Consider the following 23,174-nt stretch of genomic DNA (forward strand, 5'->3'; position numbering starts at 1 on the left):
TCTGGCTTGCCCGGCACTAATCGGTTTTTACGCAGCCTCGTGTGTTTTGCCGCGGGGCTGCCAATACGCCATCTTTTGCAAGAACTTGCCAGAGGAATAATCGTGGATTCTCGATTGAATGCCTTTCTGGAGCGAGCCGATGCCGTGCTCGCCCGCCTGGAACCCTTGTTGCCCGCGCCGCGCCAAGCCATCGACTGGAACCAGTGCCTGGCTGCCCGTTGGCAGCGTGAAGGCCGCAGCGGCTTCTTGTTGCCACTGGAAGTCAGCCTGGACATGCGCCTGTCCGACCTGATCGGCGTCGACAAGCAGCGTGAAACCCTGGCACGCAATACCCAGCAGTTCCTCGATGGCCTGCCCGCCAACCATGCGTTGCTGTGGGGTTCGCGGGGCACCGGCAAGTCGTCCATGGTGCGCGCCTTGCTGGCCCAGCACGCGCAGGCCGGCCTGCGCTTGATCGAGATCGAACGCGATCACCTGGCCGACCTGCCACGTGTGGTCGAGCAACTGCTCAAGCTGCCGCAACGCTTTATTCTGTTTTGTGATGACCTGTCGTTCGAAGCGGGCGAGGGTGACTACCGCGTGCTCAAGAGCGTGCTCGATGGTTCCCTCGAGCAGGCGCCGGAAAACGTGCTGCTGTACGCCACATCGAACCGTCGTCACCTGGTGCCGGAAAACCAGAGCGACAATGACAACTGGAAGCGTGTGGACGGCGAGTTGCACCCGAGCGAAGCGGTGGAAGACAAGATTGCCCTGTCTGACCGTTTTGGCCTGTGGCTGTCGTTCTACCCGTTCACCCAGGAGCACTTCCTGGATGTGGTGGAGCACTGGATCGGCGAACTGGCGGGCAAGGCCGGTTTGCAGTGGCAGCGTGATGAAAATCTCGACATCCTTGCCGTGCGCTGGGCAACCGGGCGCGGCAATCGCAACGGCCGTTGCGCGTATCAATTCGCCCGTTACTGGGTGGGCCTCAAATTGCTGGAGCGTCAATCGTGATCGATCTACAACAAGCCGGCACTGGCCTCGATGGCTACGCCATGCTGTGTGCGCAACTGGAGTCGCTGCTCGCCGACGAGCGTGACTTTATCGCCAACAGCGCACAGTTTTCTGCGTTCCTGTTCAACCAGCTGGACGATCTGAACTGGGCCGGCTTCTATCTCAACCGCAATGAAGAGTTGGTGCTTGGGCCATTCCAGGGCCAGATTGCCTGTGTGCGCATTCCGTTTGGCCGTGGCGTGTGCGGTGCTGCTGCGGCCTCGCGACAAACCCAGCGGGTAGAGGACGTGCACGCGTTCCCTGGGCACATCGCCTGTGACAGCGCCTCCAACAGTGAGCTGGTGGTGCCGCTGGTCAAGGATGGACAGTTGATCGGCGTCCTTGATCTCGACAGCCCGTCGCTGGCGCGCTTTACCGCGCAGGACCAGGCGGGCATCGAACAGTTGGCGTCGATTTTCCTGCGCTTGACCGACTGCTGACCCGGTGCCGCAGGAGCGAGCAAGTCCGCTCCTGCGGCGCGCAGTCAGGCGCGATTGAGCTCATTGAGGCGCGACTGCAGCATTCTCTCCAGCTCCAGCATGGATTTTTCCAGGGCCTTGATGCCTGTTTCGATTACCGGTTGTTCCTCCTCCCGGGCGCAGGCTTGCTCCAGCGCTTCACATTGCCCGGCCAAGTCGCTGGCCTGCACGATACGTGCGGCGCCCTTGATCTTGTGGGCCTGCTCGATGATCTCCTGTGCCGGGGCCCGGCGTGCCAACAACCCCATCAATACCTGACGATCATGGCCGCTGCTGCTGAGCAGCTCTTCCAGCAGGCGCCGACTGAGCTGCGGGTCGCCCCCGGTGAGTGCGTCCAGGCTGCCGAGGTCTAGCTGCGTGCCGGATGCCTGCGGCCTGATTTGTGCCAGTTGTCGCTCCAGTGCGGTGAGGCTGATGGGTTTGAACAGGCAGTCATCCATGCCGGCTTCAGCGCAGCGCTGCTTTTCTTCGGGTTGAGCGTTGGCGGTAAAACCCAGAACGATGCACGGGCGCCGCTGTTCGCGCTGCTCGTATTCACGGATGGACCGGGTCAATTCGTAACCGTTCATGATGGGCATGTTGCAGTCGGCGATCACCAGGTCGAAGTGTTCCTGACGCCACGCCTGGAATCCTGCTGCACCGTGCTGGGCGGCCGTGAACTGGTGCCCCAGGTAGCCCAGTTGCTGGCACATCAGCAGGCGGTTGGCGGGATGATCGTCCACGACCAGGACGTTAAGCACCTGGGCGGATGCGGGTGTCGCCGGCTTGAGATCATCCACTGCCTGGAGCGGCTGCAGGCGCGGCATTTTCAGGCTGACATGCACTTGTGTGCCCACCATGGGCACGCTACTCAGGCTCAGTTGCCCGCCCATCATCGAGCACAGGCTGCGGCAGATGACCAATCCCAGGCCCGCGCCACTGCGGGCCAGGTGCCCCGAGTTGTCCGCCTGGGAAAAAGGTTCGAACAGGCGCAGTTGATCGTCGCGGCTGATGCCGATGCCGGTGTCCTCTACGACCAGTTTCATCTCGACCTGCTGGGGCATCTCGGTGGCGAATACTTCGACCCGGATCTTCACCTGGCCGCGCTCAGTGAATTTGATGGCATTGCTGACCAGGTTGGACAACACCTGCTTGAAGCGCAAAGGATCGATCAGCACGTCGTTGTCGTCCGAGTCGGCCTTGTACTCAAGCAGCAGGCTGAGGGTTTTCTGGCGGGCCAGGCCGTCGAACACGCGCACTACCGACTCGATCACCTCCTTCAGGTTGACGCGTTCGGGGGCCAGGCTCAGACGGCCGGATTCGATGCGTGCGATGTCGAGGATATCGCCGATCAATTCCAGCAGATCCTTCGCCGAGTTGTAGGCCACCTCGATTGCCGGGCGGTCCAGGTGCCCCTGGTCGGCTCGTTTGAGCGTCAGTTCCAGCATGCCGATCACTGCGTTCATCGGGGTGCGGATTTCGTGGCTCATGGTTGCAAGAAAGGTGCTCTTGGCGCGGTTGGCCTCGTCGGCGCGCTCTTTGGCGGTACGCAGCTCATCGAATAGCTGGCGCCGTTCACTGATGTCAATCCAGCCGCCGATGATGCCCTGGACCTCTCCGGTAGAGTCGCGGTAGGGCAAGATCCAATGGTAGATCGTGTATTTCTTCCCCCGGATATGCAGGGGGCGATCCAGAATCAGAGGGTTGCCTTGTGCCACGACGCGCTGGTAGTCGGCGTGGTATTGAGTGGATTCGGCTTCCAGCGCGGTGCTGATCTGCATCGCACTTTTACCGATCACGTCCTCACGCTTGACGTCAAACACCTGCAAATAGCTGTCGTTACAGGTCTGCAGCAACCCTTTGCGGTCCCGCACGTAGATGGGATGAGGGGTTTCGTTGACCAGCGCGCGCATGAATTCGAACTGATCGTTGAGTGCCCGCTCCGCCATCTTGCGATGCTTGATCTGCCGGCGCATGTAGGCGTTCCAGGCCAGGGAGATCAATAACAACAGGCCGGTGCCGAGGATGATCTGGGCTATCAGGTCATGGTAGTTGCGCCAATAGCCGTCGGAAGCGGCAGTGTAGCCCCGCCACCGGCTGTTGATGACCCCCAGCTCTTCCGGGGCGATGCTCAGCAGTGCCTTGTCCAGGATTGAACTCAGCTCGGTGGCGGCGCGGGGCGTCGCCAGGGCGAAGGTGGCTGGCGTGGTACCAATGCTGAAACTGGTCTGAATCTTGTCCTGGAACATGGGCGAGGACAGGAAATAGTTGGCTACCACCAAGGTGTTCACCGCCCCCTCGACATGGCCTTGTACCAGCAGTTCGGCGGACTTGAAGGTATCGCTTGTCTCTACCAATTGAATGTCGGGGAAGTGCTCGCGCAGGAAGGGTGTCATCGGGCTGCCTTGGGTCAACGCCAGGCGTTTGCCCCCCATTGCCTCCAGGCTGGCGGGCGCTTGATCCTCTTTGCGCGTCAACATCACATAGGAGTTTTCCAGGTAGGGCCGGCTGAAGTTGAGCTGGGTTTCTCGTTCGGCGCTTGGTGCGATGGCGCCAATCATGTCGGACTTCCCGGTCTCGAGCTGTTCGATCATGGTGCTCACGCCCCGCACGCGCGTGATCTCGAAACGCATGCCGGTGCGCAGGCGGATCAACTCCAGCAAGTCGGCGGTTATGCCGCGAAAATTGCCGTCGGTGTCGAAGAACGTCAACGGCGCGAAGGTCTCGTTGACCACTACCTTGATCACCGGATGGTCCTTGAGCCAACGCTCCTCGCGGCTGGTCAGTTGCAGCTTCTGGTCGGTCAACAGGATGTCGCTGCCGGCGCTCCAGCGCTTGGCAATGCTTTCCCGTTCGCTACTGGGTACCGTGGCCAGCACCGAATTGACGATGCCCAGGAGCATGTGCTGGTCCTGGCGCAGGGCAAAGCTGAATCCATAGGCCTCGTGTTTGCCGAAGTTGGCCATGCGGATATTTTTCAGGTAGCCCTTGTTGATCATGAAATGGGTGGAAATGGTGTCGCCGAGAAACACGTCCGCCTGATCGAATGCCACTGCATTCAGGGCATTCTGATAGGAGGGGTAGGCGCGGATAATCGCTTTGGGATACAGCTTTTGCACTTCGTCCAGCGGCAGGTAGTGATACACCAGGCTCAAGCGCAGCCCGGCCAAGCCTTCGCTGAGGCTGCGGGTTTCGCCTTCACGGGTTACCAGTACCGGTTGATCCACCGCATAAGGTTCGGAGAGGGTCAGCCGTGGGTTGGCAGCCTCGAAGCCGTTGGAGGAACCGAGCAGGTCGATTTCACCGGTTTCCAGCGCTTGAATGGACGCCTCCCGCGTGGGATAGCGCACCACCTTGACGGGCATTGCCAGCGCCTTGGCGAGGATCCCGGCGTAGTCGGCGGTGAGCCCTTCGTAGTCTTGGCCGCTGGACGTCAGGTCGAAGGGGGGATAGTCAGGCAGCGCAGTGCCCAGCACCAGTTCGCGTTTGTTCTGTAGCCATTGGCGCTGGGCTTTGTCCAGTTGAGTGTCCAGTTGAAGGGACCCTGCACGGCTCAACAGGGTGAAGTGCTGCGGCTCCATTTGAGCCGCGACCACAGTAGTGTTCAAGCATAGGCCTGCACTCAATACAATCAGATAATCCTTTATACGCCTGGGTATCCGCTTTCTCACACTAGCGCGTTTCGTTTTGCCAACTCGATAAGTTCTACCAAGGATTTGGCTTTCAGTTTTTGCATGAGCCTCTTTTTATAGGTGCTGACGGTTTTGTTACTTAAAAACATGCCTTTGGCGATTTCTTTGTTGGTGCGACCTTGTGCAAAAAGTTGCAAGACCATTAATTCCCTGTCGTTAACCGACTTGAACAGTTCAAGTTCCTGGGAGTTGGCATCGGTGGCGCCGGCATTCAATGCCTGGCTGGGGAAATAGTTATAGCCCGACAATACCGCGCGGATGGCACTCAGCAGTTCACTCAGGTCGCCCTCCTTGCACACGTAGCCATCGGCGCCCGAGCGCATACAGCGCGTGGCGAACAGCGTGGGGCTCTGGGCCGTGAGGATAAGGGTTTTCATCTGGGTGTTCATGGCATTGAACCGGCACAGCACTTCGAGCCCGTCAAGTTTCGGAATGCTGATGTCAAGAATGATCAGGTCCGGGAGGCATTCGCGCACCATCTGTATCGCATCACAACCATTATCTGTTTCGCCGACGACTTTATAGCCTTCGTGTTCCAACAACATTCGAATCGCCAGCCGTATGACGGGGTGGTCATCGATAATGAAAACTGAGTTCATGATCCCATTCCATGCAAGTACAAATAAAGCGGGCACATTAGCTCAGATGGTGTGTCGTGAGCATGAAGCTCAGTGGTGCTGGACACAAAACAAGAAACTTCCTACAGTAAAAAAGGCTGTTGCTTACGATTTGTCAGGACTTAATGCTTGGGTATGTCAGTCTGTTGGGCGTTGTGTGGAGACAATGGCGTGGATAGCGAGCCGAGGTTGGTTCTGTACTGTGCTTTTCGTATTGCGTGATGTTTAACGTCCTACGGCTAAAAGTCAGAAGTTTGATTGATTAGTACGGTAAGTTCATCCCGATTCAATGGCTTGGGTAAGTAACCCAATATAGGCAGGCCGCGTTGCAGTGCCTGGGCATAGAGCTTCGAAAGTTCCAGCATGGACAGGCCGCTGAGCAGAATGGCTGCGGTAATGAAGCCCCGACGGCTGGCTATTTCGACCAGTTCCAGCCCGGGCAGGTCCGGCAGGCACTGGTCGCACAGCATGAGGTCGAAAGGCGTCCGGGCCCGGGTCATCTGGCGAATCGCCTGTTCGGCATTTTCCGCCAGCGTCAATTGCTCGAAGCCGAAGCTCTTGAGCAGGCATTGGGTTGCCAGGAGCTGAAAGGGATGATCCTCCACCAGCAGAATACGCAGGCAATGTTGGGGCATAAAAGGGCACACACTGAGTCAAGCGTCGATAGGGCTGAGCGTAGGAATTGCTCTCGAGGTCGGCCGGAAGCGCGCGTGATTATTCTTTGAGTGGTTGTGCGAATTCGATCAGGCCGCTCTGTTCCCATCGTAGGGCGATTCTTTTCAGGGAACAGGCTGCTTGATTGCCGACGTTTATTGAGGACTGGAACGCCCGGTCATCTCCCGCGCCATTTCGGTGGCGTAGCTGTCGGTCATGCCGGCGATGAAATCGATCATGCGCAGGAACGAGGCGTGCAACGGCCAGGCCGGGTTCGGTGCGCTGTTGCCGAGCAAGTCGAGAATGCGCCGGTTCTTGAACGACGGCGTACGGCCGCCATGCTGTTCCAGCGCGGCACCGCAAAAGGCGTTAAGGAGGATTTCCAGGGTGGTGTAGGCGCCGATTTCATGCAGGGTCTTGCGCTTGTCCTGGAAGATTTTCTTGCGCGCCATGTCCTTGGCATCCAGCACACAGCGTTGGGCCGGGCCGTGCATGTGTTCCACCAGGTCGCCGGGCAGGGTGCCGGCGAGCAAGGCGTCCTGTTGTTCAACGAAAGCCTGTGCCGCGGCGTTGGTCAGGTGTTCGATGGCCTTGCCGCGCAGGATCGCCAGTTTGCGTCGACGCGAGTCCCCGGGGCCCAGCTGTCGATAGGTTTGCGGCAAGTCATCGCCCACCAGGTTGAGCAGCAGTGCCTCGACCTCGGCGTATTGCAGCAACTCCATTTCCAGGCCATCTTCCAGGTCGATCAAGGCGTAGCAGATGTCATCTGCCGCCTCCATCAAGTAAACCAGCGGATGGCGCGCCCAGCGTTGTTCCTCCAGCTGCGGCAGGCCGAGCTTTTGGGCGATCTGTTCAAGAATCGGCAACTCGCTCTGGTAGCAACCGAACTTGTGTTTCTTGTAGCCCAGTGCGTCGGCGTGGCGCGCGGTCCAAGGGTATTTGAGGTAGGTGCCCAAGGTGGCATAGGTCAGCCGGGTGCCACCGTCGAACTGGTGATACTCCAACTGGGTCAGCACGCGGAAGCCCTGGGCATTGCCCTCGAAGTTGAGGAAGTCATTGCGCTCGGCGCTGCTCATGTCGTCCAGCCAGCCGCGCCCGGCCGCTTGTTGGAACCAGTGGCGGATGGCGTCTTCGCCGGAGTGGCCGAACGGTGGGTTGCCAATGTCGTGGGCCAGGCAGGCCGATTGCACTACCATGCCCAGGTCGCTCGGGTCGCACCAGTCGGGCAGGGCGCTGCGCAGGGTTTCGCCGACGCGCATGCCCAGGGAGCGGCCGACGCAGCTGACTTCCAGCGAGTGGGTCAGCCGCGTATGGATGTGATCGTTGCTCGACACCGGGTGCACTTGGGTCTTGCGGCCCAGGCGGCGAAACGCGCCGGAGAAGATGATGCGGTCGTGATCCTTGTGAAACGGGCTGCGCCCCAGTTCTTCCGGGCTGTGCAGGGGTTTCCCAAGACGTTCGCGAGTCAGCAGGGTGGGCCAATCCAAGGCGGGGACGCTCCGTTCGGTGAATGACCCGCCCAGCTTCCCGGTTCCGCCCTGGCGGGGCAAGCGAAAATCTACAGGCCGGCAGCATCGACATCGATTAACAGCAAGCGCTGACCGTTATCGAAGAATTGTCCGGCGGTCAGGCAGTATTGGTTGGTGGTGGCGTCGCGGTAGGTCGAGGACAGATTCAGCCGCCGTTCCTCCCAGCCTTCGGCCAGCAAATGATAGAAGTACGGGCGCCACGACCAGTTGTGGCCCAGGTAGCGGCTGTCGGACTGCCAGGCATCGTGCCGCCACTCGAAGTTGGGGGTCAGTTGGGTGCCATGGCGGTCGCACTGGTAGAAGCGCAACAGCCACGGAAAGTCCGGCAGTTGCGGCAGCTGGGTCAGCGGCGCCTGGCCCTGGGCCCAGGCCTGGAGGATTTTCATCAGTTCGGCCAACTGCTGGCGCAACTGCATGATGCGCCCACGCTCGGCGAGTTTTTGCTGCACGTACTGCGTGCGCAGTTGGGCAAAGCGGGGCACAAAGGCATCGGCGGCGAACCAGTCCAACTGCGCCTGGGCGAACAGATAACCCTGCACATACCGCGCACCGCACTCCAGGGCAAAGCTCAACTGCGCTTCGGTCTCCACGCCTTCGGCAATGATCCAGCAGCCGGTTTTCTCGGCCATTTGCGCAAGGGCGCGCACCACTTCACTGCTCGGCCCGCCGCGTGCGGCTTCCTGAAACAGGCGCATGTCGAGCTTGAGGATATCCGGCTGCAGGGCCAGCACCCGGTCGAGCTGGGAATAGCCGGCACCGAAATCATCGATGGCAATCCGCGCGCCGGCTTCGCGATAGCGCGCCACCACGTCGGCCAGGCGTTGGATATCACCGCCCAATTCCGTGATCTCGAACACGATCCGCCGCGGATCGACACCCTGGGCGTGCACTTGCTTGAGGCTGGGCAGCGCTTGCCCGGGGCGCAGGCGGTTGATCCAGCGCGGCGAGATATTCAGGCTGAGGAACCAGTCGTCGGGCACTTCATGCAGGCGGCTCAACGCGTTGTCGCGGATTTGCCGATCAAGGCGGCGCAAGGTCACGCCAGGCGTGCGCGGGTCGGCGAACAGCGGGCCCACGGAGAGCAGGCTACCGTCTGGTTGGCGCAAGCGACCCAGGGCCTCGACGCCAGCGATGCGCCCGGTGGCGGTGTCGATAAACGGCTGGAAGCAGGCGAGCGGTTGCCCGTCGATCACAGGGCCTCCTTAAAGAGTTGGCGAAAAAAAGACCCGGCTCTCGAACACGAGAGCCGGGCCGCTTCTGTTTGCAAGAATGCAGCCAGGGTGGCTCAACCTTTGCGCGAAGCGCCCTGCATGGCCAGCTTTATCAGCGGGATCAGCCCGGCGCCCAGCCGCACCAGGCGCGTCAGGCTGCTGATACTGCCGCCCTTGGCGCCCTTGCCGGTGAAGAAGCCGAGCAGCGTCACCGCGGCCACGCCCCACAGCGGCGCATGCTTGATGCCGAGGTTGTCCTGCCAGTTCTGGCCCATGTTGCGCACCTTGGTCAGCGGTGCCAGCAGTTGCTGGGATTCGTGGCGGATCTCCTGGCGGTGCATTTCCATGCGCAGGCGGATTAACGCCTTGCGCATTTCCCGGCGTGAGGTGTTCTGCGGGATTTCAGTCAGGCTCATGGCAACAGGCGCTCCCGGTCATTGGCCAGTTCTTCGAGGGTGGCGTGGAACGGCGTGGACTCATCGAACACCGCCGCTTTCAAGCGCACCCCGCAGAACGCTGCAGCCAGGCTGTAGAACACGCAGAGGCAAATGATCCCGGTGAGGCGGTAGCCGGTGTCCCACACGAGGATCATCACCAGCGTCGACAACCCCACCAGCAACAGCAGCGCGAACACCAGCGCCAGCCCGGCAAACAGCAGCAGGCTGACGGTGCGGGCCTTCTGTTCCTGCAATTCGATGCCAAACAACTCGACATGACTGTGCAGCAAGCCCAGCACGGCCGCGCCCAGACGTCTTGAGGTAGTGCCCGTGGACGAGCCGGTTTCGCCGATAGACATGATTAGCGCCTTGTGGCCAGCAGGCCGATCAAAAAGCCCACGCCGGCGGCAATGCCCACCGACTGCCAAGGATTGGCCTGCACATAGTCTTCGGTGGCGGTGACCGCTGCCTGGCCGCGCTCGCGCAGAGAGTCTTCGGTCACTTGCAGGGTTTCGCGGGCCTTGAGCAGGCTTTCATGGATCTTGCTGCGCAGCTCGTCAGCCTGGTCGCCGGCCAGCACCTTGGTGTCGTCCAGCAGCTTCTCGGTGTCGCTGACCAGGGTTTGAAAATCCTCCAGCAGGATTTCTTGAGCAGTCTTTGCGGTTTTTCTGGCCATGGGTATCTCCGTGATGGGCTGAGCTGTAGATGTCGTTTCGAGTCACCGGTATCGGTGAAGGTTCAGTGCAATTGTCTGGTACAGCTTTTGCTTTGCCTTGGTGCGCACGCCACGGGGCTTGCGCGAAATCCGGGCGGTCGGGCAGGAAGCCTTCAAAAACCTTACCCTAAATAACTGAAACTCGCGGAAAAACCCTGTCGGCATCGGCCTGTTGTGTTGATCGCTGCGCTAAAGCGGTTCACGCCCTCTGCAGAGGGGTGGAACCGGTGGTGCCAATTTAGTGCGCGTAACCCGGGCTTGAACCGCTTTGGTGCTTTTTGCCTTTAATGCAGGCCTGCCAACCTCCATGGAAAATTTGCAAAGTGCAGTGGACACGCTGGTCCACAGTTCCAACACCCTGTTTATCCTGATTGGCGCGGTCATGGTCCTGGCCATGCACGCCGGCTTCGCGTTCCTCGAAGTCGGCACCGTGCGCCAGAAAAACCAGGTCAACGCGCTGTCGAAAATCCTCAGCGACTTCGCCATCTCGACCCTGGCCTATTTCTTTATAGGCTATTGGATCTCCTACGGCGTCAGCTTCATGCAACCGGCCGCGGTGATCAGCGCCGATCACGGCTATGGCCTGGTGAAGTTCTTCTTTCTGCTGACCTTCGCGGCGGCGATCCCGGCGATCATTTCCGGCGGCATTGCCGAGCGTGCACGCTTTGTTCCGCAACTGTGTGCCACGGCGCTGATCGTCGCGTTTATCTACCCGTTTTTCGAAGGCATGGTGTGGAACGGCAACTTCGGCCTGCAAGCCTGGCTGCTGGCGACCTTTGGTGCGAGCTTCCATGACTTCGCCGGTTCCGTGGTGGTGCACGCCATGGGCGGCTGGCTGGCGCTGGCGGCGGTGCTGTTGCTGGGCCCGCGTAACGGGCGCTACCGGGATGGCCGGTTGGTGGCGTTTGCGCCGTCGAGCATTCCGTTCCTGGCGTTGGGCTCGTGGATTCTAATCGTGGGCTGGTTCGGCTTTAACGTCATGAGTGCACAAACGCTGAACGGCGTCAGTGGCCTGGTGGCGGTCAACTCGCTGATGGCCATGGTCGGCGGCACCGTGGCGGCGCTGATCATCGGCCGCAACGACCCAGGCTTCCTGCACAACGGCCCATTGGCCGGGCTGGTGGCGATCTGCGCCGGTTCCGACCTGATGCACCCGGTGGGTGCGCTGGTCACCGGTGCAGTGGCCGGTGGCCTGTTCGTCTGGTGCTTTATTGCCGCCCAGGACCGCTGGAAGATCGACGACGTGCTCGGCGTGTGGCCGCTGCACGGCCTGTGTGGCGTGTGGGGCGGCATTGCCTGCGGCATCTTCGGCCAGACCGCGCTCGGCGGGCTGGGCGGCGTCAGCCTGATCAGCCAGTTGATCGGCACCGCCCTCGGCGTGGCCGTGGCGTTGGCAGGTGGGTTCCTCGTGTATGGCACCCTCAAGCGCGTAACGGGCCTGCGCCTGAGCCAGGAAGAGGAATACTACGGCGCGGACTTGTCGATCCATAAGATTGGCGCGGTCAGTCAGGATTGATCGGGTTGTCGGCCGACGCGTAGAAACCGTGCAGCAGGCGATAGCGGTTCTGCCGCACTTCATCGACCCGCGCCTGCACCTGTTGGTCCGGCAGGCCCAGCAGGATCAAGGCGTGGGAGGCGAGCATCAGGCTCGACTCCAGCAGCTCGGGCACCACTTCGCTGGCGCCCGCGGCTTTCAATTCGGCCAATTGGCTGTCATCGCGAGTGCGCACCAGGATCGGCACGTCGCGGTTGATGCGCCGCGCCTCCTTCAACACCGCCAGCGCCACCTCGGTGTTGTCCACGGCAATCACCACCAGCCGCGCGCGCTCCAGGCCCACCGCACTGAGCAGGGCTCCGCGCCGGCAATCGCCGTAATGCACGCTGCTGTCTTCGGTGGCGGCTTCCTGCACCCGTTCCGGGTCGTCATCCAGGGCGATAAACACCTGTTGTTCCTTGCGCAGGAACCGCCCGATGGATTGCCCGACGCGGCCATACCCGCAAATCACCGCATGCCCGCGCAGCTCGGCGTTGAGCGCGGTGATTTCTTCCAGTTGCACTTGCTGGTTGGGCTTGCGGTGCAGGCGCAGGGCGATGGCCGGGGCGGCGCGCAACAGCAGCGGCGTGAGCAGCATCGAACAGAAGGTGGCGGCGAGCAGCAGGCCATTGAACTCGTCCGGGATCAGCCGGCTCTGCTGCATCTGCGCCATCAGCGCAAAACAGAACTCGCCGCCCTGGGCCAGGGCCAGGCCGCTGCGCCAGGCGGTTTCACTGTCGCTGCCGCGCCACTTGACCAGCAGCGCGACCACGCAGCCTTTGACCAGCATCAAGGTGAGGGTCAGGCCGAGGATCAACAGGCTGTGGCTGACGAACAGCTGCAGGTCGATCAGCATGCCGATGCTGACGAAAAACAGCCCCAGCAAGATGTCGCGAAACGGGCGGATATCCGCTTCGATCTGATGGCGGTAATGGCTTTCCCCCAGCAGCATGCCGGCGAGAAAGGCGCCGAGGGCAGGGGACAGGCCCAGCAGGTGCGTGAGCCACGCGGTGAGCAACACGATCACCAGCGCCAGCAGCACAAACAGCTCTGCCGAATGGGACGCGGCCACCTCATGAAACAGGCGCGGCAATAACCAGCGACTGGCCAGCAACAAACCGACAAACAGCACCACGGTCTTGGCCAGGGTCAGCGGCAGTGCGATATACCAGGCCTGCTCGCCGGTGCCGGCAAACACCGGCACCAGGGTCAGCAGCAGTACGGCCACCACGTCCTGGAACAGCAACACGCCAATCGCATTCTGCCCATGGCTGCTGAAGATTTCGCCGAGGCTGGTCAACTCCTTGCTGACAATGGCCGTGGAGGACAACGCCAGCCCCGCGCCCAGCAACAACGCGATGCCCGGCGCCACACCAAGGATCATCAGCAACACACCCAGCAGCACCCCGCAACCCAGCACCTGCAAACTGCCCAGGCCAAACACCACGCGGCGCAGGGCGAACATCTTGCTCAGGGAAAACTCCAGGCCCAGGGAGAACAGCAGGAACACCACGCCCAGCTCAGCGAGGTCGGGCAGCTCTTCGCTGTCATTCACCCAGTCCAGGGCGGTCGGCCCCACGGCCAGGCCCACACACAGGTAGCCGAGCACGGGCGGCAATTGCAGCCGGCGAAACAGCGCAATCACCACCAGGGATGAGGCCAGAATGATCAGCAGGTTGGCAAACACACGCATCTCCGTTGCAAGGGGCAGGCAAAAAGCCGCGAGAATCGCTGAATCAGTTATAGGCCATGCTGATTCAGGTCACGGTTTATTGTGGCGAGGGAGCTTGCTCCCGCGGAGTGCGCAGCGCTCCCAGGATTTTGGGGCCGCTTCGCTGCCCAGCGGGAGCAAGCTCCCTCGCCACAGGGGTGTTGCGGGCATAGAATGACCGCCTACTTTCTGATCAGAGCCATTCGTCATGCTTCCTGAATGCCAGCTGTTCGGCACCCTGGGTTGCCATCTTTGCGAGATTGCCGAAGCCGAAATCATGCCGCTCGTCGAACGCGGGTTGTTGGTTGAACTGGTGGATATAACCGACCCTGAAGACCTGACCGACGCCTACGGCCTAAGGATTCCGGTACTCCGACGGGCCGACACGGGCGCCGAGCTGGACTGGCCGTTCGACGCCGAACAGGTAGTCGCCTTCCTCAGCTGAGGTTTAGGCGATAGCGGGTTTCCAAATATTACGTTACTGTATGTTTGTACAGCGATTGAATAGAGGGAACGCCCGTGGTGAATGTTGAACAACTGAAAAGCAGCGTCAATCGCATGTCCGCCGATGTCGTGCGCGATGCGGTGAACGAGCTGCGCCTCGACGGCCTGGTCACGGAAGGCAAGACGCCGTTTAACAAAGTGCATTTCAATACCTGCTTTGCCGAGATCGAGGCGCTGTTCCAGCGCGCCGGTTATCACAAGCAGTTGGATGTGGTGGGTTACCAGGGCTTGCTGTACGCGTTGTACGATCCGGGCCGCTGGGAAGCGGTGGACGTGCTGCGCTGGCTCAAGGAGTTCACCGAGGCCGCCAGCGCCTCGCCGGTGCTGCGGGCGCAATTGGCCAAGGCCTGAGCCATGCGGGATAATGCCCGCCGGTTTTCTCCAGGCTTTACGCATGTCCACTTCGATTTTTATTCCGTCCGAGCACCAGGCCAGCACCTTGTACCTGCCACCCGGGGCTTGGGCCACGGTGCTCGATTGCCTGTGCGAGCACTTCCCGGCGATCAGCCGTGAACACTGGCTGGACCGCATTGCGCGGGGGCGGGTGCTGGATATCCACGGCAGCCCGATCCCCCTGGGCCTGGCCTACAAGGAAGGCCTGTGCATCTACTACTTCCGCGAAGTGCCGAACGAAAAAGTGATCCCGGTGGAGGAGACCATCCTCTACGCCGACGAGCACCTGGTGGTCGCCGACAAGCCGCACTTCCTGCCCGTGACGCCGGCCGGTGAGTACGTCGAGCAAACCCTGCTGCGCCGCCTGATCCGTCGTTTGGACAACCCTTCGCTGGTGCCCCTGCACCGCATCGACCGGCACACGGCGGGGCTGGTGCTGTTCTCGGCCAACCCGGCCAGCCGCTCGGCGTACCAGCAGCTGTTTCCCACGCGCCAGATCGATAAATTCTACGAAGCCATTGCACCTGCGCTGCCAGGCCTGAGCTTTCCGCTGGTGCATAAAAGCCGTCTGGTGGATGGAGAACCGTTCTTTCGCATGCAGGAAGGTCCTGGCGCCAGCAACACCGAAACGGCGGTTGAGGTGCGCGAGAAGCACGGCGACCTATGGCGCTACGGCCTGTTCCCCGTGACCGGCAAGAAGCACCAGCTGCGCGTGCACATGACCGCACTTGGCGCGAGTATCTGCAACGACCCGTTCTACCCCGATGTGCTCAAGGATGCCGTGGACGACTACGCCAACCCGCTGAAACTGCTGGCCCAGGGCGTGCGTTTCATCGACCCGGTGAGCGGCGAAGAGCGCCAGTTCCGCAGCCAGATCACCCTCGACTGGTAACCCTCGGAAATGACAAGGCCCGCACGCGGCGGGCCTTGTTGGCAAACGCTAAGACTTACAGGTCTTTAACGGTGCGGACCTGATCCTTGTTGATGCGGGTCTGCTTGCCGTCCAGTTGTTCGAACTCGTAGAAGCCCGAATCCTTGTCGAATTTAGGGGTGTCGACGGCCTGGATTTCGCGACCGTCATTCAGGGTGATCACTGTTGGCGAAGCGCAACCGGCGAGGGTAGCGAGGCCCAGTGCAAGCATGAGAGCGGCGATGGTCCGTTGAGTCATGGTGTTGTCTCCGAGAGAATTCTTTTGAAAAGCTGACCTTGTGACGCGCGAGGCGCCGACAAAGTTCCTGATGCGAGGTTCATTCTGACACGCCAACGTGTGGGAGTAACAGCTCGGGGGTATTCAGGTTGGCCAGGCGCGGATCATCCGCCGGGCACTCCACGCCCACCGCGCCCAGTTTCATGAAGATCTGCCGTGGGCTGCGCTCGCCGGCCTGCCACGCGGCTTCCACCGCGTCCCGCAGGGCGGTGGGCAGGATGCAGATCAGCGGCTCCCAGAATTGACCATGGCGGACCATTACCGGCACAAGGGGATTGCGCTGCGCCGTCTCACGCAGCTCGGCCAGTAGTCGTGCATCGAGTTGCGGCACATCGCACGGCAGGATCAGCAGGTGCCCATGGCGTGCGGCGCCAAGCCCGGCACGAATCCCGGCAAGCGGGCCGGGGAAGTCCGCGCTGTCGTCGCTGACCAGCTGGTCGGCAAAGGCGGCGTACCTCTCGGGGTTGCGATTGCACGAGATAATCAGGTCGTCCGTCAGCGGCCGCACCAGGCCGTGCAGATGCGCAATCAACGGTTGGCCGCGCCATTCCAGCAGGCCTTTGTCCAGGCCGCCCATGCGCTGGCCACGGCCCCCCGACAGCAACAGGACCGAACAGGGCAGGGCAGATGAATCGATAGGCATGGCAGTTCCGCAGCGGCAGCAAAAGGGGGGGCTGTGATATAACACCGGCCTGTTTCTTCGACAACCGGACCGTGCCATGACCGCCAAGGCAGATGCGCCCTTCGTACCCCTGAATATCGCTGTATTGACCGTCAGCGACACCCGCACCCTGGACACCGACACCTCGGGCCAGGTCTTCGTCGATCGCCTCACCGCCGCAGGCCACAACCTGGCCGAGCGCGTGCTGCTCAAGGACGACCTCTACAAGATCCGCGCCCAGGTTGCCCACTGGATCGCCGAAGACGTGGTGCAGGTCGTGCTGATCACCGGCGGCACCGGCTTCACCGGCCGCGACAGCACCCCGGAAGCGGTGAGCTGCCTGCTGGACAAGCAGGTCGACGGTTTTGGCGAACTGTTCCGCCAGATCTCCGTGGCCGATATCGGCACCTCCACCGTGCAATCCCGCGCCCTGGCCGGCCTGGCCAACGGCACCTTGGTGTGCTGCCTGCCGGGTTCGACCAATGCGGTGCGCACCGGTTGGGATGGCATCCTCGCCGAGCAGTTGGATAACCGTCATCGCCCGTGCAACTTCGTCCCCCACTTGAAGCAGGCCGAACCCTGCGCCTCCCGTGGGTAAGCCTGGCAAGACCGGCGCCCTGATGCCGGTGGAAGACGCCTTGGCGCAACTGCTGGCGATGGCCGAGGCTGCGCCGATCCGCGAGCGGCAGACCTTGCCCCTGGCCGAGTGCGATGGCCGCGTCCTGGCGCACGACCTGATCGCCACCCTCGACCTGCCGCCCTGGCCCAACAGCGCCATGGACGGTTACGCCCTGCGCCTGGCGGACTGGCACGGCGAGCCGCTGGTGGTCAGCCAGCGCATCTTCGCCGGGCAGGCGCCGCAGCCCTTGGCCGCCGGTACCTGCGCGCGCATCTTTACCGGCGCGCCGGTGCCGGAAGGCGCGGATTGCGTGGAGATGCAGGAAAACGCCGTGGTCCACGCCGACGAGCGCGTGAGTTTCAGCGAGCCCCTGCACCTTCAGCAGAACATCCGCCCCCAGGGCCAGGAAACCACGGTCGGCGAGTTGGTCTTGAACGTCGGCACACGCCTGGGGCCGATCGAGCTGGGGCTTGCCGCCTCACTGGGGCGCGCCAGTCTTGAGGTCGTACGCCGTCCGCGCGTCGCTGTGCTGTCCACCGGTGACGAACTGATCGAGCCCGGCCTGCCGCTGGGCCCCGGGCAGATCTACAACAGCAATCGCCGCGTGTTGTGCACCTGGCTGGAACGCATGGGCTGCGAGGTGATCGACGCCGGCATCCTGCCCGATGACCTGGAACAGACCCGCACCCGCCTGGCGGGCCTGGGTAACGTCGACCTGATCCTGTCCACCGGCGGTGTGTCGGTGGGCGAGGCGGATTTCCTCGGCATTGCCCTGCGTGAAGAAGGCGAGCTGGCGTTGTGGAAACTGGCGATCAAGCCGGGTAAACCGCTGACGTTCGGGCACTTCCGTGGCGTGCCGGTGATTGGCCTGCCGGGCAATCCGGCTTCGACCCTGGTGACCTTTGCGCTGTTGGCGCGGCCGTACCTGCTGCGCCGCCAAGGGGTGGCGGATGTCGAGCCGCTGCGCTTCGCAGTGCCGGTGGGGTTCGTGTGGCCCAAGCCGGGCAACCGCCGCGAGTACCTGCGTGGGCGCATCGAGCAGGGCAAGGCGATCATCTACCGCAACCAGAGCTCCGGCGTGCTGCGCAGCGCGGCGTGGGCGGAAGGGTTTGTGGAAGTGTTGGAAGGGACGACGTTGGCGATTGGCGACAGTGTCAACTTCATCCCTCTGAGCGAAGTCCTCTGCTGACAGTGAAGATCCACTGTGGGAGCTGGCTTTTGTGGGAGCTGGCTTGCCTGCGATAGCGGCGGATCAGCTTGCCCATTTGGCACAGACCCACCGCCATCGCAGGCAAGCCAGCTCCCACATTTGGATTGATGTATGTCTGGAAGTGCTCAGTAGTCGTCGCCACGCTCTGTGATATCCCGCTCCACCGGCCTCGCATCCGCGTCATACCCCACCGGGAACTTGCCCTTCAACGTCCAGGCAAACGCAATGATCTCCGCCACCGTGCGGTACAACTCTTCCGGAATGCTGTCCCCCAGCTCCATGCGCGCCAACAGCTTCACCAGCTCGGCATTTTCATAGATCGGTACTTCATTCTCCCGCGCCAGCTTGAGGATCGCCTCGGCCAATGCATCGTCGCCCTTGGCTGTCAGGGTCGGCGCTTGCTGGCCGTCGTACTTGAGGGCAATCGCCTGGCGCGGCGGGTTGGGGTTCTTCATGCGGTTTCATCCACCCAGCGTTGTTCCAGTCCGGTTTTCGGCCCGCGTGGCGGGGTGCCGAGATGGCAGTCGAGGTCGCCGACGTTGATGCCCGAGGTCACCAGCCGTTCGCGCAGGTTGCCCAGGTGGCTCTCGATCAGGCTCGCGGTGAAGGGCCGGCTGGCCCACAGCTGGCTCGACAGCTTGCCCTGGTTCAATTGCGCCTGAACCTGCAACGGCCCCAGCGGTTCCATGTCGAAGGCCAGCTCGACGCGCCAGAGCATCTGCTTGGGGTCTTTCTTGTCCTTGCGTTCTGGCTGGTCCTTGTCCGGCGCCGGTTCTTCACGCTGGAACTTGACCTGCAACGGCACGATGTCTTGCAGGGTGCGCAGGGGGATTTCCAGCTGCCAGGTGGTTTGCAGGCGACCGTCGGCGGTGGTGCCGGTCTGTTCCAGGCTCGACAGCTGGTGGCTCTGCAAGCGCGAGATGGCGCCAGCGGCCAGGCGCAGGAGGTTTTCCAGATCGCCTTCGCCTTCCAGTTTTGCCATCAGCCGCTCGGGCAGGGGGAAGCCTACGGGGGCCTGGCGCGCGCTGACCTGGCCGAGGGTGTTCAGCGGGCTGCGCACGAAGTTGGGCAGCACTTGGGCCAGAGTGTTGGCGGCGAGGATGGCATTCAGGTTGGTGCTGGTGGGCAGGGCCGGCAGCAGGTCGGCGACCAGGCGCAGCAAGGCACCTTTCATGTCCAGCGGTGGAACCCCAGGGTTTTGCCCGGCGAGCAGCTTGGCCTCCAGAAAGGCGCCGCTGTTCTGGATCACCTGGGCGAGGATTTTCGGGTTGCTGACCTGGGCCAGGTCGGGCAGGGCGGCCAGCAGGCGGTCGGCGGCGGCGCGCAGTTCGGCGGAGGTGCCGGCGCCCCGTGGCAGATTCTGCAAGGCGGTGAAGACCGCATCCAGCGAGCCTTGGCGGCTTTGTTGGGTGGCCAGTTGCTGGGTGATCGCCAGTTGATCCTTGAGCCCGCTCAGCGGCACGAAGTTCAAGGTCTGCGCGTTCTGCACCACGGCGCTGAGCAAGCTGCCAACGCGCAGCGGTTGCGGGCTTTCCAGGGTCAGCGTGGCGCCGGCCAGGGCGTTGTTGAGCACGGTCACCAGTGAGCGGTAGATCGCCGGTTGCGCCGCGCCCTGGGGCAGCATCTGGGTAGTCAGCACCTTGGCTTGCAACAGCGTGCCCTCGGGCATCTTGCTGGTGTCGATGCGGGTCAGGGCGGCCACATTGGCGCTCAAGGCCTGTTGCAGGCTGAGGGTCAGGTTGCCGGCGGGGGTCTGGCTCACCGCGACATTGCTGCCCAGGGGCAAGGGCTGGGCGCTGCTGGCTTGCACCAGGGTCTGGCGGCCGCTTTCCAGGGTCAGCTTGAGCAGCAGCTGAAAGGCTTCACCACCTTGCTTCAGGGCGATGACCTCGGCGTTCACGGTTTTTCCCGGGGTGATCAAGCCGATCTGCGGTTCCAGCAGTTTCAGCAATTCACCGCTGGCGGGCGCAGGGCTGGGCCCGGTCGCCGGTGCAGGTGGAAGCGTAGGAAGGTTGATCTCACCGGTCATCGCGCGCGCCGTCTTGAAGGAAATTGCCCTCTTTAGAGTAGGGCATCGCATGTATAATGCGGCCCGTCTGCAAAGAGAGCGCTAAAAACCTCACAACTATTTGATCCAGCTCTCTAAAATCGGTCGCCGAAGCCGTTATTGTGCACTTCTCTTTAACGGCCGCTGCACCGCCGACTTGAACCGTAAAGGCCCGCGATCTTTTGACCAGCCCTCTTCTAGAAGCCGTAGCGCTCTCCTGTGAACGCGACCTGCGCCTGCTGTTCGAACACCTCGAACTGCGGCTGGCGGGCGGCGACATGGTGCAAATCAGCGGGCCCAACGGCAGCGGCAAGACCAGTTTGCTGCGCCTGCTGGCCGGCTTGATGCAACCGACGGCCGGAGAAGTGCGGCTCAACGGCCAACCCCTCAACGAACAACGCACCGAGCTTGCACGCAACCTGATCTGGATCGGCCACGCCGCCGGGATCAAGGACGTGCTCACCGCCGAAGAAAACCTCAGCTGGCTCAGCGCCCTGCATCATCCCGCGTCCCGTGACGCCATCTGGCAGGCCCTCGCCGCCGTCGGCCTCAAGGGTTTTGAAGACGTGCCTTGCCACACCCTGTCCGCCGGCCAACAGCGCCGCGTGGCCCTGGCCCGTTTGTACCTGCCGGGCCCGCCGCTGTGGATTCTCGACGAACCCTTCACCGCCCTCGATAAACAAGGCGTCGCCCAGTTGGAAGCACACCTGGCCCAGCACTGCGAGAGCGGCGGTTTAGTCGTGCTGACGACACACCACACCCTGACGCGCCTGCCCGCCGGTTACCGCGACCTCGATCTGGGACGGTGGTCAGCATGAGTGTCTTCGCCCTGTTGGTGGCCCGCGAAGCGCGGCTGTTGTGTCGGCGCCCGGCCGAGCTGGCCAACCCGCTGGTGTTCTTCGCCATCGTCATCGCCTTGTTCCCGTTGGCGGTCGGTCCCGAGACTAAACTGTTGCAAACCTTGTCGCCGGGACTGGTGTGGGTGGCGGCGCTTTTGTCCGTGCTGCTCTCGCTGGACGGGCTGTTTCGCAGTGATTTCGAAGACGGTTCCCTGGAGCAGTGGGTCCTTTCGTCGCACCCCCTGCCACTACTGGTCCTGGCCAAGGTACTGGCACACTGGGCGTTTTCCGGCCTGGCGCTGGTCTTGCTTTCGCCGCTGCTGGCGATGATGCTCGGCCTGCCCACGGAATGCCTGCCGATCCTGCTCCTGAGCCTGTTGCTCGGTACGCCGGTCCTCAGCTTGCTGGGGGCAGTGGGCGCGGCGTTGACCGTGGGTTTGAAGCGCGGCGGCCTGTTGCTGGCCCTGCTGATTCTGCCTTTGTATATCCCGGTGTTGATCCTCGGTAGCGGTGCGTTGCAAGCCGCGCTGATGGGCATGCCGGCGACGGGTTACCTTTTGTGGCTTGGCAGCCTGACCGCCCTGGCGATAACCCTGACACCTTTTGCAATAGCGGCCGGCCTGAAGATCAGCGTCGGCGAATAATGAGGTCTGGCTAAGCGTTAGCCAGTAAAGACCCTAAGCTTTTCGCATCGACGAAAAGCAACCGTGATGGAAACAGCAATGAACTGGACCTGGTTTCACAAGCTCGGCTCGCCCAAATGGTTCTACGGCATCAGTGGCAAACTGCTGCCGTGGTTGAGCCTCTTCGCCGTGTTGCTGATCGGCATCGGCCTGGTCTGGGGCCTGGCCTTCGCGCCGCCGGACTACCAGCAAGGCAACAGCTTTCGCATCATCTATATCCACGTGCCCGCCGCGATGCTGGCCCAGTCCTGCTACGTGATGCTCGCCGTGTGCGGCATCGTCGGCCTGGTGTGGAAGATGAAACTCGCCGACGTCGCCCTGCAATGCGCCGCGCCGATCGGTGCGTGGATGACTGCCGTGGCGCTGGTCACCGGCGCCATCTGGGGCAAGCCGACCTGGGGCTCGTGGTGGGTGTGGGATGCGCGACTAACGTCGATGCTGATCCTGCTGTTCCTGTACTTCGGTCTGATTGCCTTGGGCAACGCCATCAGTAATCGTGACAGCGCCGCCAAGGCCTGCGCGGTGCTGGCCATTGTTGGCGTGATCAACATCCCGATCATCAAATACTCGGTGGAGTGGTGGAACACCCTGCACCAGGGCGCCACCTTCACCCTCACCGAAAAACCGGCAATGCCCGTGGAAATGTGGGCGCCGCTGCTGCTGATGGTGCTGGGGTTCTACTGCTTCTTCGGCGCGGTGCTGCTGCTGCGCATGCGCCTCGAAGTGCTCAAGCGCGAAGCCCGCGCCAGTTGGGTCAAGGCCGAAGTGCAACACAGCCTGGGAGCGCGCGGATGAGTTTTGCTTCGTTCAGTGATTTTCTCGCCATGGGCCACCACGGCCTGTACGTCTGGACGGCCTATGGCATCTGCCTGGCGGTGCTGGCCCTCAACGTCGCCGCGCCGATCCTGGCGCGCAAGCGTTACCTGCAACAAGAGGCGCGTCGTCTGCGCCGGGAGACCGAAAAGTGAATCCGCTGCGTAGAAAGCGTCTGTTGATCATCCTTGCCATCCTGGCCGGCGTCGGCATTGCCGTGGCCCTGGCCTTGAGCGCCCTGCAACAGAACATCAACCTGTTCTACACCCCGACCCAGATCGCCAACGGCGAAGCCCCGCTGGACACGCGCATCCGCGCCGGCGGCATGGTCGAGGCCGGCTCCTTGAAGCGATCCGGCGATTCCCTCGACGTCACCTTCGTGGTCACCGACTTCAGCAAGTCCGTGACCATCAGCTACCGTGGCATCCTCCCGGACCTGTTCCGCGAAGGCCAGGGCATCGTCGCCCTGGGCAAGCTCAACGCCGATGGCGTGGTGGTGGCCGATGAAGTGCTGGCCAAGCACGATGAAAAATACATGCCGCCTGAGGTGACCAAAGCCCTCAAGGACAGCGGCCAGTCCGCCCCCACCCCCGCCAAGGAGGGTTGA

The 23,174-nt window shown here is 62.3% G+C and carries 26 protein-coding genes; 13 read left to right on the plus strand and 13 right to left on the minus strand.

Annotated elements, in window-relative coordinates:
* Nucleotides 1-102: 102 nt before the first annotated feature.
* Nucleotides 103-993: an ATP-binding protein gene (locus tag PSH87_RS08780; RefSeq protein ID WP_026136474.1), complete on the plus strand. Its 891-nt coding sequence runs from the start codon at nt 103-105 to the stop codon at nt 991-993.
* Entirely contained in the window at nt 990-1,472 is a 483-nt protein-coding gene (locus tag PSH87_RS08785) for a GAF domain-containing protein (protein ID WP_017734393.1), read from the plus strand. Before PSH87_RS08780 ends, PSH87_RS08785 begins: the two co-directional genes overlap by 4 nt.
* Nucleotides 1,473-1,516: 44 nt before the next feature.
* Here PSH87_RS08785 and PSH87_RS08790 read toward each other — a convergent pair whose 3' ends face one another.
* The 8 genes from PSH87_RS08790 to PSH87_RS08825 form a co-directional block, all read right to left on the minus strand.
* Nucleotides 1,517-5,149: a transporter substrate-binding domain-containing protein gene (locus PSH87_RS08790; protein WP_026136473.1), complete on the minus strand. Its 3,633-nt coding sequence runs from the start codon at nt 5,147-5,149 to the stop codon at nt 1,517-1,519.
* Nucleotides 5,150-5,157: 8 nt separating this feature from the next.
* Nucleotides 5,158-5,781, minus strand: a complete 624-nt coding sequence (locus PSH87_RS08795) for a response regulator transcription factor (RefSeq protein WP_017734391.1) — start codon at nt 5,779-5,781, stop codon at nt 5,158-5,160.
* Between the two features lie 257 nt (nt 5,782-6,038).
* Nucleotides 6,039-6,434: a response regulator gene (locus PSH87_RS08800; protein WP_017734390.1), complete on the minus strand. Its 396-nt coding sequence runs from the start codon at nt 6,432-6,434 to the stop codon at nt 6,039-6,041.
* A gap of 174 nt (nt 6,435-6,608) precedes the next feature.
* A complete protein-coding gene (locus tag PSH87_RS08805) occupies nt 6,609-7,940 on the minus strand; it encodes a deoxyguanosinetriphosphate triphosphohydrolase (protein ID WP_017734389.1) in 1,332 nt (443 codons plus the stop codon).
* 71 nt (nt 7,941-8,011) lie between these two features.
* The gene (locus PSH87_RS08810) at nt 8,012-9,175 is read right to left on the minus strand and encodes an EAL domain-containing protein (RefSeq protein WP_305433133.1); all 1,164 of its coding nucleotides are present in this window, start codon (nt 9,173-9,175) and stop codon (nt 8,012-8,014) included.
* Nucleotides 9,176-9,267: 92 nt separating this feature from the next.
* On the minus strand, nt 9,268-9,609 hold the full coding sequence (locus PSH87_RS08815) for a hypothetical protein (RefSeq protein ID WP_017734387.1): 342 nt from the start codon (nt 9,607-9,609) through the stop codon (nt 9,268-9,270).
* The gene (locus PSH87_RS08820) at nt 9,606-9,989 is read right to left on the minus strand and encodes a phage holin family protein (protein WP_012723020.1); all 384 of its coding nucleotides are present in this window, start codon (nt 9,987-9,989) and stop codon (nt 9,606-9,608) included. The genes PSH87_RS08815 and PSH87_RS08820 overlap by 4 nt, the downstream gene beginning before the upstream one ends.
* Before the next feature lie 2 nt (nt 9,990-9,991).
* Entirely contained in the window at nt 9,992-10,306 is a 315-nt protein-coding gene (locus PSH87_RS08825; protein ID WP_017734386.1) for a YqjD family protein, read from the minus strand.
* A 346-nt stretch (nt 10,307-10,652) separates the two neighbouring features.
* On the opposite strand from PSH87_RS08825, the gene PSH87_RS08830 reads away from it, so the two are divergent.
* The gene (locus PSH87_RS08830; protein ID WP_305433135.1) at nt 10,653-11,861 is read left to right on the plus strand and encodes an ammonium transporter; all 1,209 of its coding nucleotides are present in this window, start codon (nt 10,653-10,655) and stop codon (nt 11,859-11,861) included.
* Here the strand turns inward: PSH87_RS08830 and PSH87_RS08835 are convergent.
* Nucleotides 11,848-13,572 carry a monovalent cation:proton antiporter-2 (CPA2) family protein gene (locus PSH87_RS08835; RefSeq protein WP_305433137.1) on the minus strand — a complete coding sequence of 575 codons (1,725 nt, stop codon included), beginning with the start codon at nt 13,570-13,572 and terminating at the stop codon, nt 11,848-11,850. The genes PSH87_RS08830 and PSH87_RS08835 overlap by 14 nt on opposite strands.
* A 226-nt stretch (nt 13,573-13,798) precedes the next feature.
* Here PSH87_RS08835 and PSH87_RS08840 point away from each other — a divergent pair, with 226 nt between their 5' ends.
* From PSH87_RS08840 to PSH87_RS08850, 3 genes are all read left to right on the plus strand, one after another.
* On the plus strand, nt 13,799-14,035 hold the full coding sequence (locus PSH87_RS08840) for a glutaredoxin family protein (protein WP_017734383.1): 237 nt from the start codon (nt 13,799-13,801) through the stop codon (nt 14,033-14,035).
* A 74-nt stretch (nt 14,036-14,109) separates the two neighbouring features.
* On the plus strand, nt 14,110-14,445 hold the full coding sequence (locus tag PSH87_RS08845; RefSeq protein ID WP_003189932.1) for a hypothetical protein: 336 nt from the start codon (nt 14,110-14,112) through the stop codon (nt 14,443-14,445).
* Nucleotides 14,446-14,488: 43 nt separating this feature from the next.
* Entirely contained in the window at nt 14,489-15,379 is an 891-nt protein-coding gene (locus PSH87_RS08850; protein ID WP_305433139.1) for a pseudouridine synthase, read from the plus strand.
* Nucleotides 15,380-15,434: 55 nt separating this feature from the next.
* On the opposite strand, the gene PSH87_RS08855 is transcribed toward PSH87_RS08850, so the two are convergent.
* Nucleotides 15,435-15,656 carry a YgdI/YgdR family lipoprotein gene (locus PSH87_RS08855; protein ID WP_016978480.1) on the minus strand — a complete coding sequence of 74 codons (222 nt, stop codon included), beginning with the start codon at nt 15,654-15,656 and terminating at the stop codon, nt 15,435-15,437.
* 79 nt (nt 15,657-15,735) lie between these two features.
* Nucleotides 15,736-16,338, minus strand: coding sequence for a molybdenum cofactor guanylyltransferase MobA (gene mobA / locus PSH87_RS08860; protein ID WP_017734380.1), 603 nt, complete (start codon nt 16,336-16,338; stop codon nt 15,736-15,738).
* Between the two features lie 76 nt (nt 16,339-16,414).
* On the opposite strand from mobA, the gene moaB reads away from it, so the two are divergent.
* Both moaB and glp read left to right on the plus strand, forming a co-directional pair.
* The gene (moaB, locus tag PSH87_RS08865) at nt 16,415-16,954 is read left to right on the plus strand and encodes a molybdenum cofactor biosynthesis protein B (RefSeq protein ID WP_017734379.1); all 540 of its coding nucleotides are present in this window, start codon (nt 16,415-16,417) and stop codon (nt 16,952-16,954) included.
* Entirely contained in the window at nt 16,947-18,164 is a 1,218-nt protein-coding gene (gene glp, locus PSH87_RS08870; protein ID WP_305433141.1) for a gephyrin-like molybdotransferase Glp, read from the plus strand. The genes moaB and glp overlap by 8 nt, the downstream gene beginning before the upstream one ends.
* A gap of 146 nt (nt 18,165-18,310) precedes the next feature.
* On the opposite strand, the gene PSH87_RS08875 is transcribed toward glp, so the two are convergent.
* Entirely contained in the window at nt 18,311-18,640 is a 330-nt protein-coding gene (locus PSH87_RS08875) for an EscU/YscU/HrcU family type III secretion system export apparatus switch protein (protein ID WP_305433142.1), read from the minus strand.
* Nucleotides 18,637-20,214: a flagellar hook-length control protein FliK gene (locus PSH87_RS08880; RefSeq protein ID WP_305433144.1), complete on the minus strand. Its 1,578-nt coding sequence runs from the start codon at nt 20,212-20,214 to the stop codon at nt 18,637-18,639. The genes PSH87_RS08875 and PSH87_RS08880 overlap by 4 nt, the downstream gene beginning before the upstream one ends.
* A 200-nt stretch (nt 20,215-20,414) precedes the next feature.
* On the opposite strand from PSH87_RS08880, the gene ccmA reads away from it, so the two are divergent.
* The 5 genes from ccmA (at nt 20,415) to ccmE (ending at nt 23,174) form a co-directional block, all read left to right on the plus strand.
* Nucleotides 20,415-21,050, plus strand: coding sequence for a cytochrome c biogenesis heme-transporting ATPase CcmA (gene ccmA, locus PSH87_RS08885; RefSeq protein ID WP_017734376.1), 636 nt, complete (start codon nt 20,415-20,417; stop codon nt 21,048-21,050).
* On the plus strand, nt 21,047-21,715 hold the full coding sequence (gene ccmB / locus PSH87_RS08890; RefSeq protein ID WP_305433147.1) for a heme exporter protein CcmB: 669 nt from the start codon (nt 21,047-21,049) through the stop codon (nt 21,713-21,715). Before ccmA ends, ccmB begins: the two co-directional genes overlap by 4 nt.
* 78 nt (nt 21,716-21,793) lie before the next feature.
* Nucleotides 21,794-22,549 (plus strand): heme ABC transporter permease, encoded by a 756-nt coding sequence (locus tag PSH87_RS08895; protein ID WP_017734374.1) that lies wholly within the window; start codon nt 21,794-21,796, stop codon nt 22,547-22,549.
* Nucleotides 22,546-22,722, plus strand: a complete 177-nt coding sequence (gene ccmD / locus PSH87_RS08900) for a heme exporter protein CcmD (protein WP_003172771.1) — start codon at nt 22,546-22,548, stop codon at nt 22,720-22,722. The genes PSH87_RS08895 and ccmD overlap by 4 nt, the downstream gene beginning before the upstream one ends.
* On the plus strand, nt 22,719-23,174 hold the full coding sequence (ccmE, locus tag PSH87_RS08905; protein WP_026136470.1) for a cytochrome c maturation protein CcmE: 456 nt from the start codon (nt 22,719-22,721) through the stop codon (nt 23,172-23,174). Before ccmD ends, ccmE begins: the two co-directional genes overlap by 4 nt.

It is taken from the genome of Pseudomonas sp. FP453 (assembly GCF_030687495.1).
GTDB lineage: Bacteria > Pseudomonadota > Gammaproteobacteria > Pseudomonadales > Pseudomonadaceae > Aquipseudomonas.